Origin of the sequence: Pseudomonas sp. MWU16-30322 (assembly GCF_020515535.1) — a bacterium.
Lineage (GTDB): Bacteria > Pseudomonadota > Gammaproteobacteria > Pseudomonadales > Pseudomonadaceae > Aquipseudomonas > Aquipseudomonas fluorescens_H.
Genome location: NZ_JAIWYL010000001.1, coordinates 681,110 through 695,327, shown reverse-complemented (window position 1 = coordinate 695,327; position 14,218 = coordinate 681,110). Strand labels below are relative to the sequence as shown.

Sequence of the window (14,218 nt, the reverse complement as noted above, 5' to 3'; positions counted from 1 at the left end):
ATCATTGGCCGCCGCCAGTGACATGGCCCGCGACATCGGCTGCGCACTCGACGACTCCAACCGCCGGGCCGTGCTGATGCTGCATCAGGTGATCATGCTCAGTGAACTGATGGTCAACCGAGTGCTGGACGGCCGCCGCATCCCGAACTAACTGCCCGGTCCACCTGTAGGAGCTGCCGAAGGCTGCGATCTTTTGATCTTGTTTTTTAAAAGCAAGATCAAGATCAAAAGATCGTCCGAACGCGGCCCGAACCTGCGGCAGCTCCTACAGGTCGTCATCCTTTCAAAGTAACTCGATCGGAGTTCCAGCTGATGTCCGAAACCCCATCTCATCCGCCGGCCACAGACCCGGTATCGCCCTACGAATCCCTCAACTCCAGAAAACTCCACGAAGCCGCCGAACGCGCCCTCGACCACTACCTCGCGCCCGCGCACATCATGGCGACGCCTTACACCCCCAGCAGCATGTTCATGGTCAACCCGCAAACCGACACCGAATCCCTGCTGGCCAACGCCTGCGAATCCCTGGCTTCGGCCACGGTGATGCTCGGTGACTTCGCCGGGACGCTGGAAGGGCCGAGCCGCAATACCGCGCTGGGCATTGCCCAAGTAGTGATGCTGGGGGAGTTGGCGGTGAATCAGGCGCTGGATAATGTTGTGCCCAAGGAATAGGCGCCGGCAGTGCTGGCCTCTTCGCGAGCAAGCCCGCTCCCACATTGGCTCTGCGTTGGTCATGGGTTATGTGCCCTGACAAAAATCCCCTGTGGGAGCGGGCTTGCTCGCGAAGGCGGTGTGCCAGCCGACACCTTAAGTGCCTGACACGACCTTTTCGCGAGCAAGCCCGCTTCCACAGGGGAGAATGTATTTCTTCAGATGAGGACGATTTCGTAGGGCAAGCGCATCCGCTCGAGGATTACGCGTGGCAGCAGCGGCGCGATGCCGATCGCCGGTTCGCCCTTGAGCTGGCTGGCGTAGGCGTGGGTGGCGTGGCTTTTGCGCGCCACAGTCCAGGTGTCGAGTCGCAGTTTGCGCGCGCGTTCCCAGGGGATCAGGTTCTGATCGCGTTCCGGCCAGTGCCAGGCCCAGACTGGGACGTCATGGAAGGTCGCGCCGACTTGCGCTGCCGCTTTGGCACTGGCGCGGCCAACCGCTTCGTGGTCGTCAGTGCGATCGTCGCGCCAGGTGCTGAACACCACGTCGCCGGGACGCAGGTAGCGGGCGATGAAGTCGGTGAGGTCGGCCACGCGGTCGAGCAGGGCGTTATCGGTAAACCCGCCGCGCACCCATTTCAGGCTGTGCATCGGCAAGCCGAGACGGCGCAGGGCCTCGACGCTTTCCTGGGGGCGGAATACGCTCAGGCGTTTTTCCGACCATTGCCGCGAGCCGGGATGACTGGCGCTGCCGTCGGTGATCGACAGCAGTTGCAGCGGATGGCCGAGGCTGGCGAGCAATTGCAGGAGCCCGCCACAGGTCACCACTTCATCACCCGGATGCGGGGCGACGACGACGGCTCGGGCACCGGGAGGTACCAGACTGTGGGTATTGATGACGGGAATGTTGTCGAGCTGCGGGGCACTGTTCCATATCTGCGCCGGCAGCGGGTTTTCGCTGAGGAATAACGGTTTCATGGGTGTTACGTCCTTGTCGTCTCTGGCCCTCAGTCGTATCTGCACCGTGGAAAAGCAGGCGCGCTCGACCCGTGAAGGCGGATGGATTGCCGTGCGACGCTCCGAACCCTGGATTGCCGCGCAGCAGAGTATTGCTCATGCCAGCCGATTCGTCGCGTCACAGATCAATCTGATCCGCTTTTTTTTGGCCAAGCTGTGCCAGATTTCGCAGATAGTCACCAAATCCACCCCGTGCGCGACTGTCCAGACGGGCGCTGGTGCGCACTTGCGGGCGATGGCTCCAGGCGATGTCGGCACCGCACCGCTCCAGTCGCCGCACCAGTTGCACATCTTCGTCGCAGGCCAGCGGCGGGAAGCCGCCCGCCCAGCGATAGGCGTCGGCACTGACCCCGAGGTTGGCGCCGTGGATATGCCGGTGCCCGTCACGGGCCTGATAGTGACTGTGATAGCGGATTTGCGCGGCTTCGTCGAACGACTGATCCCAGTGTTCGACGGTCACCGTACCGCACACCGCGTCGGCGCCCAGCCCGAGCTGCGCCACCAGCCAGTCATCGGCCACCCGGCTGTCGGCGTCGGAGCAGGAGATCCAGCGCGCGCCGCGTTCCAGCAGGATCTGCGCGCCGGCGGCCCGGGCCTGGCCGACATTGCGTGCGTCGATGTGCAGGCTGCGCACCGGAAAGCGCTTGACGATCTGCGCCGAGCGATCGGTGCAGCTGTCGAGCACCACCAGCACTTCGACCGGTTCGCCGGCCAGCAGCCCGTGTTTGCTGGCGCGCAGCGCTGCGCTCAGGCATTGCTCGAGCAGGTCTTCTTCGTTGTGCGCCGGAATCAGAATACCGATCATCGCAGGCCCTCCAGTGCGGCCACCGAGCGCGGCTCGCGACTCCAGACTTCAAGGATGAAGTCCGCTTCCTGATGCAGCGCCAGACGCGGCAGCGGCAGTTGCTCGTGAATCAGGTCATGCACCTGACGGGCATTGAGCGGGCAGCCGTCGATGGGCGGGCGCCAGTGGCAGGCCAGCAATTGCCCGTCAGCCGTCAGGGATTCACTGATGCGGCGGATCACTTCTGTCAGATCCTGGGCATCGAGGTAGTAGCCGATTTCGCTAAATACAATCAGGTCGAATTTTTCTTCCGGCCAGTCGCCGGGCAGGCGACTTTGGCGCACCTCGGCGTGGTCAAAAAGGCTCAATCGGGTACGCGCCAGATTCACCGCCGCACTGGCGGTGTCGCAACACAGCAGACGGTCACAGCGGCCAGCGAGTTCGGCGCTGAGTTCGCCATTGGCACAACCGGGTTCGAAGATCGCCCGATAATGTGCGCGGGGCAGGGCCGCGAGGGTGATCGCGCGTTTGCGCTGTTCGTACCAGCGCTCGCGGAACGCCCAGGGATCATCGTTGGCGCTGAACAGACCTTCGAAGTAACGATCATCGACGCTCATAGGAACACCACTTCAAACGGTTGCAGCAGACGATCCAGCACGTACGGCGCCAATACAGGTTGCAGCCCGGCTTGCGGGTCGCCTTCCAACTGGCTGGCGAACGCATGCACCGCGTGGCGTTTGCGCGCCACTTGCTCGGGTGACAACAGAATCTTGCGTGCGCGCTGCCACGGCACCGACGCGTCTTCGGGAGAGGCCCAGTGCCAGGTCCATACCGGCAATTCGTGGCAGGTGGCGCCGACCCGGCGTGCGGCTTCGATACTGGCGCGCCCGGCGGCTTCGTGATCGCAGTGGCCGTCCTCGCACCAGGTGCTGAACACCACGTCGCCGGGGCGCAGGTGGCGTTCGATGAACGCGACCAGCGACGACTCATCAGCGGCGATCTGGCTATCGGTGAAACCGCCGCGCAGCCATTTCATGCGGTGCAGCGGCACGCCGAGGCGGCGCAGGGCTTCGGCCGATTCCTGTGGTCGCACCACGCTCAGGCGTTCCACCGGCCAGCGCTCGGAACCGGGATGACTGGCGCTGCCATCCGTGACCGAGATCAGTTGCAACTGACGCCCGGCGGCGGCCAGCAACTGCAGCATCCCGCCGCAGCCGAGCACTTCGTCGTCCGGGTGCGGCGCGACGATCACCGCGCGGGCACCCGGAGGCACCAGACTGAGGACATCGACGCTGTCCAGCGCCGCCAGGTGCCGGGAGTGTTGCCATTGCAGCAAGGAAGTACCCTGGTGGCCGATGATCGGGTCGGGTTTGTTCGCGGCATTCATAGCGTCCAGACCTCCTCGGGGTGTTCAGCGAGCGTTTGGCCAAGGGCCGCCAGATCACGCTCGGCATGGCTCTGGCGCAGGAACACCGGCAGGTCAGCGATCAGCCGGGCGAAGTGCCGATCCTTGCAGAACGGCCCGGCACCCAGCGCACGCCCGACGTCGCGCATCGCTTGCTCAGCGGATTGTTCGACCACTGCGCGGGCACGTCGCGCCAACAGTGCGGCATCGGATTCGGGATGCGCATCAATGTGCAGGGCACTGAAACGCAGTACATTCGCCGCCGCGTACAGCGCCGCATCGACCGCCCCGAGATGGGCGAGGGCGTGCGGCTCCTGGCGTTGCGCGCAGTGTTGCCGCAGTGCTTCGGCGATCTGCCGCGCCGCGCCGTACCAGCACGCAGCGATGCCGATCCCGCCTTGCCAGAAGCCCGGACGATTCAGGTAGTCGCCGGGATTGCCGATGGCTTGGGCTTCGGCAGCGTCGAACAGCACTTCGACGCTGCCGGTGGCGCCCATGCCGACCGCTTGCCAACCGTCATCGGTAATCCTCACCCCCGGTTGATCGAGCGCCACGGCGACCAGTTGCTGACGATCCTCGGCGTCCCACGCGGTGAGCAATGCATGGCTGAGCACCGCCGCGCCAGAACACCAGGCCTTGCGTCCGTCGAGGCGCACCATGTGCCCGGCCGGTCGCACCTGCACCCGCGCCTGCGGCGGTTCAGCCGCCCACATGCCCCAGGTGCTGCCCGGAGTTGGCGAACCACCGAGCTGTTCGATGATCGCCAATGCGTCGGTGTGGCCTTCGTAGAGTTTGCACAGGCCCAGATCGTGCCCACCGACTTCGGCCAAATGCTGAAAGCGCTCCAGCGTGCGACCGCTGCCCGGTAACGGCAACCGATCCAGACCGGCCTCGACCAACGCCCGCAGGCAGTGGCCGAGGGCGGCGGTGTCGGGATAATCAGGCGGGCGGCGCGCCAGATAATGTTGCAGGTCCATATCAGTCTTCTTCTTCGCGTTGCAGTTCGAACAGCAGCAACGAACGGCCGGTGACCGAATATTCATGGCCGAACTCGAAGCGTTCCTGACCGCGAACCGCCGGTTGATTGGTGTCGACCATGCAGGTCCAGAAACTGCCTTCCGGCACTTCCGGCAGACTGAAATTGACAATGTCGTGATGGGCGTTGACCACCAGCAGCAACGTTGCGTCGGCACCTTTGCGGCGAATCCCGGTTTCCTGTGCGCGACCGTCGAGGAGCATGCCCAGGCAGCGGTTGTGCGCGTCGTGCCAGTGTTCGGTGGTCATCTCGGTGCCGTCCGGCGCCAGCCAGGTGACGTCCTTGACGCCGATGTCCTCGTTGTACTCGCCGACCAGGAAACGCCCACGGCGCAGGATCGGGTAGGCCATACGCAGCTTGATCAGGCGTTTGACGAATTTGAGCAGCGCCTTGCCGTCCTCGCTGAGATCCCAGTTGACCCAGCCGATCTCGCTGTCCTGGCAATAGGCGTTGTTGTTGCCGTCCTGCGTGCGGGCGAACTCATCGCCGGCGACGATCATCGGCGTGCCTTGCGACAGCAGCAGCGTGGCGAAGAAGTTGCGCATCTGCCGGTGGCGCAGTGCGTTGATCTCTGGATCGTCGGTCGGGCCTTCGACGCCGTGGTTCCACGACAGGTTGTTGTTGCTGCCGTCCTGGTTGTTTTCGTCGTTGGCCTCGTTGTGCTTGTCGTTGTACGACACCAGATCGTTGAGGGTGAAACCGTCATGCGCGGTGATGAAATTCACCGACGAGTAAGGCCGCCGTCCACGCTGATTGAACATCTCGCCGGACGCGGTCATGCGGCTGGCGAAGTCGGCTACCTGGCCGTCATCGCCTTTCCAGAACGCGCGCACGGTGTCGCGGAATTTGTCGTTCCACTCGACCCAGCCCGGCGGGAAGTTGCCGACCTGATAACCACCGGGGCCGCAGTCCCAAGGCTCGGCGATCATTTTCACCTGACGCAGCACCGGGTCCTGACGGCAGGCGACGAGGAAGCTGTGACGCTCGTCGAAACCGTCGTGATAGCGCCCGAGAATGGTCGCCAGATCGAAGCGGAAACCGTCGACGTGCATCTCGCTGGCCCAGTAGCGCAGCGAGTCGGTGACCATCTGCAGCACACACGGGTGACTGAGGTCGAGGGTGTTGCCGGTGCCGGAATCGTTGATGTAGAAGCGCTTGTCGTCCGGCATCAGGCGGTAGTAAGAGGCGTTGTCGATGCCGCGCATCGACAGGGTCGGGCCTTGCTCGTTGCCCTCGGCGGTGTGGTTGTAGACCACGTCGAGGATCACTTCCAGATTAGCCTCGTGCAGGTGCGCGACCATCTCCTTGAATTCGGCGATCTTGCCGCTGGCCAGGTAACGCGGATCCGGGGCGAAGAAGGCGATGCTGTTGTAGCCCCAGTAGTTGGTCATGCCCTTGTGCAGCAAATGCTGGTCGTTGACGAAGGCATGGATCGGCAGCAGTTCCACACTCGATACGCCGAGTTTGCGGATGTGCTCAAGCACGTCATCGACCATCAGACCGGCAAATGTACCGCGCACGTTCTCTGGCACCGAGGGGTGACGCATGCTGATGCCGCGGACGTGGGTTTCGTAAATGATCGTCTTGTCCCACGGCACGCTGACCCGATGGTCGTTGCCCCAGGTGTGCGCCGGGTCGATGACCTTGCACTTGGGCACGAACGGCGCGCTGTCACGTTCATCGAAGCTGAGGTCGGCGTCGGGGTGGCCGATGGTGTAACCGAACAACGCCTCGGACCATTTCAACTGGCCGACCAATTGTTTGGCGTAAGGGTCGATCAGCAGTTTGTTGTGGTTGAAGCGATGACCATTGGCCGGGTCATACGGGCCATAGACGCGGTAGCCGTAGATCAGCCCCGGATGGGCGTCGGGCAGATAGCCGTGGAAGATCTCGTCGGTGTATTCCGGCAGTTCGATACGTTCGAGTTCGACTTCACCGGCATCGTCGAAGATGCACAGTTCGACCTTGGTGGCGTTGGCGGAAAACAGCGCAAAGTTCACCCCCAGACCATCCCAGGTTGCGCCGAGCGGGAAGGGCAGGCCTTCACGGATTCTCGATGGCTCAGCGTGCGCTGCGGGCTCGGCCTTTTTTTTTGGACTGGACATGATTGCTCCTGCAAAACGGGGAAATTCTCGGCTGATACAAAACCTTGTAGGAGTGAGCCTGCTCGCGATAGCGGTCGGACATTCGATCTCGATTTCGCCTGATACATCGCTATCGCGAGCAGGCTCACTCCTACAGGGAGGTTGAGTGTTTCTTGAGGACGAGTTGGCCCTCGGTGGCGAGCGAACTCGCCACACGGTGATTCAGTTCAATATTCCGGGTGGGTCAGTTGGCCGGGGGCTTGCGTGGGGCGCGCGGCTTTTTCTCGGCGGGCTTTTCACCCGGCGGTACGACTTTGGCGGCGCTCGCCGGTTTGGCTTTGGCCGCCGCCGGAGGCTTCGGCTTGGCCGCCGGTGCCTTGCTGTCGGGGCCTTTGCCGGCGGCTTTGCTGCCAGCGGCTTTGGGCGACTTCTTCGGCGCCAGAGCCTCGGCTTCGGCCAGTTTGCGCGCCATTTCCCAATGACGCGCTTCATGACCTTCAGGTTTGCCCTCGGATTCCCAGATCTGATAGGCAAACTCGCGGATGCGTTTATCGTCGGTACTCATCGCAATGCTCCTGAACTGAACTCGTCGTTACGTAAAGAGTTGGATAAACAGATTGACCGGGAAATCCCCCAGCGCGGCGCTGACGTTCAGCTCCCTGTTTTTTGTGACTGCGCGGCTGTGAAAAAGTCCCTTCAGGTTTGTGTCAGAGGCGGCGAACGGTAAAACCACTCGCGTATCGCCCCAGCGCAGCGCATCCACCTGCGGCACGGCACTGTTTTCCAGCAACGTCGCGCAGCGGATCGGCACGATCACGATGGCGTAGTTGCCCTCGTGCTCACGGGCGAACGCGAGCACGTTGTGCGCCTGCTCGCCCAGCACCTCCAGGGCCTGATACGTGCCCCGTCGAAACAGCTCGGCGTGTGCGGCGCGCAGGTTCAACACCTGGGCGATCAATGTTTGCTTGATGCGCCCGTCACGCCAGTTCGCCAGCAGTTCCTCAAACGGCGCGTGTCCGTCCAGGGCCTGCTCGCGCGCGGCGTAATCCACCGGCCGGCGGTTGTCCGGATCGACCAGACTGAAGTCCCAGAACTCGTTGCCCTGATACAGATCCGGCACCCCCGGCACGGTCATGCGCAGCAAGGTTTGCGCCAGACTGTTGAGGGCGCCGGCCGCAGCGATGCTGTTGACCGTCTTGCTCAGCGCGGCGCGCAGCAGCTCGCCTTCTGCACCGGTGAGCAGTCGTTGGGTGAACGTCTGGGCAGCGTTTTCGTAGGCCTCGTTGGGCGCACTCCAGCTGCTTTGCAGCTTGGCTTCGCGCAGGGCTTTCTGTTGCCACTGCCAGATGCGCTCGGCGTACTCGCTGAAACCTGACTGATCGTCATCACGCAATTGCAGCGGCCAACTGCCCAGCAGCGCCTGATAAAGGATCAATTCATCGCCGGACGACGGCACTTGATCATCGTCGCGCAACGGCCGGGCGAGGGCGCGCCACAACTCGACCTGCTCGGCGTACCAGTGGCTGCGTTCGCTGAGAATCGCCAGGCGGGCGCGGGTGTCCTCGCCGCGTTTGTGATCGTGGGTCGCAGTGGCCAGCAGGTTGTCGGGGAACGCCGCCAGCCGTTGCTGATTGACCGCATGGAAGTCGCTGACCGGTGCGCTGAACTGCTCGGTGTTGTAGCCGACGTCATTGCGCGACAGCAGCACCGCCGAGCGATACAGCGCGGTGTCTTCCACGGCTTTGGCCGCTGCCGGCGAAGTCAGTTGCTGGAAACGTACGCAGGCGTGCTTGAGGATCTTGCGCGAGCGCCCGCGCGGCTTGTGCCGCCAGGGCGTGCCACCGAGCCAGGCTGCCACGCAGTCGAGCACCGGCCAGTCGCCTTCACCCAGCGTCTGCCGCGCGCCGTCCATGGCTTGCTGGAAGAACTGTTCATCCTGCGCCGAGCGACCGAGCGCGCTGATGTAAGTGCGGTATACCGGGAAATGCACGATCAGCGCCTGCAACACCCGACGGATCGCGCCGAGGGTCAGGTCGCGGGTCATCAAATCGTCGCGCGCCACTTGCAGCAGCGCTTGAGCAACGCTTTCGCAGTCGCTGGCCAGCGAGCCGTTGAGGATCTGCTGGCGTGCCAGTTGCGCTTCTTCGATAAACGCCGCCGGGCGCTCGGTGCGCCGTTGCCACAGATCGCCAAGCACGTATTCACCGTCGGGATCGTGTTGCAGCAACGACAGTTGATTCATGAACTCGTAACCGGTGCTGCCATCCACCGCCCAGTCGGTGCGCAGGGTTTCGCCGGCGCCGAGAATCTTCTCGACGTAGATCGGCAAGTGCCGGCCCGGCGCAAGAAAGTCGAGGCACCGCCGCAGTTTTCGGCAGTAGCCACGCGGATCGGCGAGGCCGTCGATGTGGTCGATGCGCAAACCGTCGACCAGCCCCTCGCTAATCAGCTGGAAGATCTTGCCGTGGGTCGCTTCGAACACGGCCGGACGTTCGACGCGCAGGCCGCCGAGTTCGTTGATGTCGAAAAAGCGCCGCCAGTTGATGTCATCCGCTGCGGTGCGCCAACTGGCGAGACGGTAGCTTTGGCGCTCGAGCAACTGGTGCAGCTTGTCGAAACCTTCTGCGGTGGTGGAGTCGTAATGCGCGAGATTTTCCGTGATCGCGGCGAGGACCTGCGGATCGCTCGCCAGCTCTTTCAGTTCTTCCTTGAGCGGCATCGCCAACGCATGTGCGTCGGTCTGGTAGCTGAGGGTACTGAAACGATCGGCCAGGGATTTCAGCGTCTCGACTGGTTTTAACAGCTCGCCGTAGTCATTCGGGCAGATCGGGAAGTGGTGGTCGTAATGCTCGACGTGGAAGCGTCCTTTTTGCGCATCGAAGCGCAATTTCAGCGTGCCTTCCTGCAGGGCGATGCCGTAATCGCTGCCAAGAAACGGCAGCAGCAACTGGCCTTCCATCAACGGGTCCGGCGAGTGCCACTGGATGTCGAAGAACTCGCCGTAAGGACTCAGTCGGCCCCATTCCAGCAGGTCGAGCCACCAGGGGTTATCGCTGCCGCCGACGGCCATGTGGTTGGAGACGATGTCGAGGATCAGCCCCATGTTGTGTTCGCGCAGGGTGCTGACCAGACGCCGCAGTGCCGGCTCGCCGCCGAGCTCCGGGTTGACTTGGGTCGGGTCGACCACGTCGTAGCCGTGCATCGAACCGGCGCGGGCCGCGAGCAGCGGCGAGGCATAAATGTGGCTGATGCCGAGGCGGGCAAAGTACGGTACCAGTGGCACTGCCTGTTCCAGGGTGAAGCCCTTGTGAAATTGCAGGCGCAGGGTCGCGCGCAGTGGCTGGATGAGCATCTGGTTCATTGGTCACGCTCGGCAGCTTGCAGGCGGGCGCACGCCAGCAGTTCCAGACGCCGCGCAGCATCGACCCCATCGAGCAACGCTTCGCTGTTGCCGGGTAGGCGCCGCGACCAGTTCGGGTGGCTGTCGATGGTGCCGGGCATGTTGGCCTGTTCGTCGATGCCCAGCGCGTCCTCCAGTGGCAGCAGCACCAGCGGCGCGCGGGTATGACCGAGAAAGCGCACGCTGGCATCCACCACTTGATCGGCTTCGTGGGACTCTTCGCGAAAGTTTTGCGGGTCCTGACTCAGCGCACCTCGCAGGCCTTCGCGTTCCCGCTGGCGATGACGGCGCCATTCGATTTCACCGTTGGCATCGACGAAGCCCAAACGCGAGTTCCAGTCGATGTCGCGGCCATGCCACCAGCCGTTGAGCGTCGGCAGGTCGTGGGTCGTGGTGGTCGCCAGGGCGTTATCCGGCCAGTCGAGAATCGGTTTGAAACGGGTGTTGTCCTGTTCGAACAGCAGCACGCGCATGCCGAGTATCGAGCGCGCACTGAGTTTTTCCCGCAGGCCGTCGGGCACGGTGCCGAGGTCTTCACCGAGGACAATGGCCTGGTGCCGATGGGATTCGAGGGTCAGCAGCCGCAATAGATCGTCAAACGGGTAATACAGATAAGCGCCATCGGCCGGTGCGGCGCCGTTGGGGATCACCCACAGGCGTTGCAGGCCCATCACATGGTCGATGCGCAGCCCGCCGGCATGGGCGAAGTTGGCGCGCAACATGTCGATGAAAGCGCGAAAGCCGTTGCGGATCAGGCCTTCGGGGGAGAACGCGGAAATCCCCCAACCCTGACCGGAGCGGTTGAGAATATCCGGCGGTGCACCGACGGTCAGCGAGGCCAGCAGTTCGTCCTGAAAGCTCCACGCCTGGCTGCCAGCGCCGTCGGCACCGACTGCCAGATCAGCGATCAGGCCGATGCGCATGCCGGCGCCGCGCGCAGCGGTTTGTGCACGCTCCAGGCAACGATGGATCAGCCATTGGCAAAAGGCGAAGTAGCCGATGCGCTCGGCGTATTCTTCGGCAAACGCTTCGAGGGCGGCGCCACGCGGTTCGTGCCAGTGCTCCGGCCACTGCCGCCAGTCGAGGCTTTCGCCACGGTCGGCACGCATTTCCTGAATGGCTTCGAAGCGGCAGTGATTTTCCAGCGCTTCACCACCGGCATGGCGGAAACTGGCGAAGTCGGCATGCAACGGATGCTCGCCCGCGACGAAGCCGTCGTACAAGGCTTGGAGCAATTTGTACTTGGCATCGGCGGCGGCAGGCCAATCGATCAGTTTGAGGTCTTCCAGTTGCCTGAATTGCTCGGCCAGACCGCTGGCATCGATCGCATCGCGCAACGCCCGTTCGCCAAGGATCGCGCCCGGTGCGGCATACAGGGAATTGAGGAACAGCCGGCTGGACGGCGAATAGGGGCTGTAGCGCCCGGTATCGGCGCTGAACATCGCATGCAACGGACTGATCGCCAGCGCATCGGCGCCGCGTTCGCCGGCCACCCGGGCCAGCTCTTCCAATGCCTGAGTGTCGCCGAAACCGCCGTCACCGGGGCGGCGCAGACCGTACAGTTGCGCGCTCAGGCCCCACACACGGGGGATCGGATTGTCCACCGCATCGCCAACGCTGAAGCAACGCTCCGGCGCCACGGCCAGGGTGAAATACTGATCGGCGATGTGCACCTGTTGATAGCCGACCGGGATCAACCCCGGCAGCACGGCTTCGGCGTCGAGCTTGAGGTTCAGCCGCGAACCGTCTTCCAGATGGATTTCGCACGGGGTTTCAGGTTCGAAGTAGCGGGCCAGATCAACGCCGACGCCGACGTCTGCGGTCAGCAGGGGTGGCAGGTGGCGATCCTGCTGCACCTGTTGCAGCTGCAGCAGGCTGGCGTCGATTTCCTGCGCGGTATTGGCCGGATGGCCCAGGCCGGCGAGGACATTGCGCAGTACCGCCGGGGCGACTTTCTGCGGACGGCCGTTGGCGTCGATCCAGTCGACGGCAAGGCCGGCGCGGCTTGCGAGTATTTCCAGTTGCGCATCGCTCATAGGCGCTCTCCATCCAGAGGTTGCAAGGGGGTTGCGGCCGTGAGGCTGACAATTGCGCAATACGGGGCGAGGATGCCCGGTTCCGACAGATCGTCTGCAGGCGGCTGCTGAAACAACCACACGGCGTCGGTCTGTGCAGGGTTGACCACTGGCGTATTGCTGAGGTTCAGGTCAATTCGCAGCTGACTGCCATCGCCCAGGCGCCAGCGCGCAGTGACCGCGCCGAAGCCGAGCATGTGCGCGCCCAGCGCCTGGGTGCCGGACAGATTGGGAATGATGTATTGATGGCGCAATTGCAGCAGTTGCCGGTAAAGCGCGAGGGTTTCCTGCTGTTTTGCGGTGCCGCTGCCAATCAGTCGGGGCTGCGAGGCATGGAAGGTCTCCTCGGCATTCGGGTCGGGGATCTGCTCGCGTTTATGCGGATCGGTAAACGCGGCGAACCCGGAAAACTCGTTGCGACGTCCCTCGCGCACCAATTCGGCGAGTTCGCCGTGGTGGCTGGTGAAGAACAGAAACGGTTGCTCGGCGGCGTATTCATCGCCCATGAACATCAGCGGGATCATCGGCGATAGCAGCAACAGCACCGTGGCAGCCCGCAGTGCCCGTGGATCGGCGAGGTGATGCAGGCGCTCACCGAAGGCACGGTTGCCAATCTGGTCGTGATTCTGCAGGAACAGCACGAAAGCGGTGGAGGGCAGGTGTTCGCTCGGTTCGCCCCGGCGTTCGCCGTGGCGGGTGATATGGCCCTGGAACACGAAACCCTGGCTCAGACAGCGCGTCAGTTGTTCCGTAGGTTGCAGCGCGTAGTCGGCGTAATAGGCGTCGGTTTCGCCGGTCAGCAGCACATGCAAGGCATTGTGGCCGTCATCGTTCCATTGCGCGTCGTAGTCGTATTCGAGCAGGCTCGACTGGTTGAGCTCGTTCTCCACGGTCAGCCAGACGTGGCGAGCCGGATCAGTCTGCTGACGAATACGCTGGGCGAGTTCGGGCAGGAAGTCCGGACTTTCTATCGCATGCACCGCGTCCAGACGCAGGCCATCGAAGCGATATTCAAACAGCCACATCAGCGCGTTTTCGATGAAGAACTCGCGAACTTCATCGCGGCGAAAATCGATTGCCGCGCCCCATGGGGTCTGTTTGTCTTCGCGGAAAAAGCCCTTGGCGTAGCGGCCAAGGAAATTGCCGTCGGGGCCGAAGTGGTTGTAGACCACGTCGAGAATCACCGCCAGACCATGGCCATGAGCGCTGTCGATCAGGTGCTTGAGTTGTTCCGGGGTGCCATAGGAGGCTTGCGGAGCGAAGGGCAGCACGCCGTCGTAGCCCCAGTTGCGGGTGCCGGGGAATTGCGCCAGCGGCATCAGTTCGATAGCGGTGATGCCCAGTTCGGCGAGGCGCGCCAGATGCTGTTCGACTTCGGCAAAGCCGCCGAGTGCACCGACGTGCAACTCGTAAATCACCGCTTCGCTCCACGGCCGACCATGCCAGGTGGTGTGGCGCCATTGATAAGCCAGCGGATCGACCACCACGCTGTAGCGGTCAATGTCGCCGTCCTGAGCACGGGAGGCCGGGTCGGGCACCTCCAGTTCGCCATCGATGTTGAAGCGGTAACGGGTGCCCGCCGGGCACCGGGTCTTGATCACGAACCAGCCATCGGCCTGCGGCAACATCGGCAGCGACTGGCCATTTTCAAGTTCGACACTGACGTAAAACGCATCCGGTGCCCACAGCGCAAACTGAGTGTGTTCGGCGTCCTGCATGATCGCGCCGTGGGGCCAGTTTTCTTGGGTCCGTAACGGCATCGTGAAA

11 protein-coding genes are annotated in these 14,218 nt (G+C 63.3%); 1 reads left to right on the top strand and 10 read right to left on the bottom strand.

Features of this window, described 5'->3' with window-relative positions; all coding sequences use genetic code 11:
* The first annotated feature begins 312 nt into the window (after nucleotides 1–312).
* Nucleotides 313–672, top strand: coding sequence for a DUF6124 family protein (locus tag LCH64_RS02980; protein ID WP_226499449.1), 360 nt, complete (start codon nucleotides 313–315; stop codon nucleotides 670–672).
* Between the two features lie 197 nt (nucleotides 673–869).
* Here the strand turns inward: LCH64_RS02980 and LCH64_RS02975 are convergent, their stop codons facing one another.
* From LCH64_RS02975 to treZ, 10 genes are all read right to left on the bottom strand, one after another.
* The gene (locus tag LCH64_RS02975; protein WP_226499448.1) at nucleotides 870–1,628 is read right to left on the bottom strand and encodes a PIG-L family deacetylase; all 759 of its coding nucleotides are present in this window, start codon (nucleotides 1,626–1,628) and stop codon (nucleotides 870–872) included.
* 157 nt (nucleotides 1,629–1,785) lie between these two features.
* The gene (locus LCH64_RS02970; protein WP_226499447.1) at nucleotides 1,786–2,472 is read right to left on the bottom strand and encodes a glycosyltransferase; all 687 of its coding nucleotides are present in this window, start codon (nucleotides 2,470–2,472) and stop codon (nucleotides 1,786–1,788) included.
* On the bottom strand, nucleotides 2,469–3,068 hold the full coding sequence (locus LCH64_RS02965) for an SAM-dependent methyltransferase (protein WP_003224537.1): 600 nt from the start codon (nucleotides 3,066–3,068) through the stop codon (nucleotides 2,469–2,471). The genes LCH64_RS02970 and LCH64_RS02965 overlap by 4 nt, the downstream gene beginning before the upstream one ends.
* Nucleotides 3,065–3,838 (bottom strand): PIG-L deacetylase family protein, encoded by a 774-nt coding sequence (locus LCH64_RS02960; RefSeq protein ID WP_226499446.1) that lies wholly within the window; start codon nucleotides 3,836–3,838, stop codon nucleotides 3,065–3,067. The genes LCH64_RS02965 and LCH64_RS02960 overlap by 4 nt, the downstream gene beginning before the upstream one ends.
* Nucleotides 3,835–4,833, bottom strand: coding sequence for an acyl-CoA dehydrogenase family protein (locus tag LCH64_RS02955; protein ID WP_226499445.1), 999 nt, complete (start codon nucleotides 4,831–4,833; stop codon nucleotides 3,835–3,837). Before LCH64_RS02955 ends, LCH64_RS02960 begins: the two co-directional genes overlap by 4 nt.
* A 1-nt stretch (nucleotide 4,834) precedes the next feature.
* Nucleotides 4,835–6,997, bottom strand: coding sequence for a glycogen debranching protein GlgX (gene glgX, locus LCH64_RS02950; RefSeq protein ID WP_003224541.1), 2,163 nt, complete (start codon nucleotides 6,995–6,997; stop codon nucleotides 4,835–4,837).
* A gap of 223 nt (nucleotides 6,998–7,220) precedes the next feature.
* Entirely contained in the window at nucleotides 7,221–7,541 is a 321-nt protein-coding gene (locus LCH64_RS02945) for a DUF2934 domain-containing protein (RefSeq protein WP_201137775.1), read from the bottom strand.
* Nucleotides 7,542–7,568: 27 nt separating this feature from the next.
* Entirely contained in the window at nucleotides 7,569–10,337 is a 2,769-nt protein-coding gene (locus LCH64_RS02940; RefSeq protein ID WP_226499444.1) for a malto-oligosyltrehalose synthase, read from the bottom strand.
* The gene (gene malQ, locus LCH64_RS02935; protein WP_226499443.1) at nucleotides 10,334–12,412 is read right to left on the bottom strand and encodes a 4-alpha-glucanotransferase; all 2,079 of its coding nucleotides are present in this window, start codon (nucleotides 12,410–12,412) and stop codon (nucleotides 10,334–10,336) included. The genes LCH64_RS02940 and malQ overlap by 4 nt, the downstream gene beginning before the upstream one ends.
* A complete protein-coding gene (treZ, locus tag LCH64_RS02930) occupies nucleotides 12,409–14,211 on the bottom strand; it encodes a malto-oligosyltrehalose trehalohydrolase (RefSeq protein WP_226499442.1) in 1,803 nt (600 codons plus the stop codon). The genes malQ and treZ overlap by 4 nt, the downstream gene beginning before the upstream one ends.
* Nucleotides 14,212–14,218: the final 7 nt, after the last annotated feature.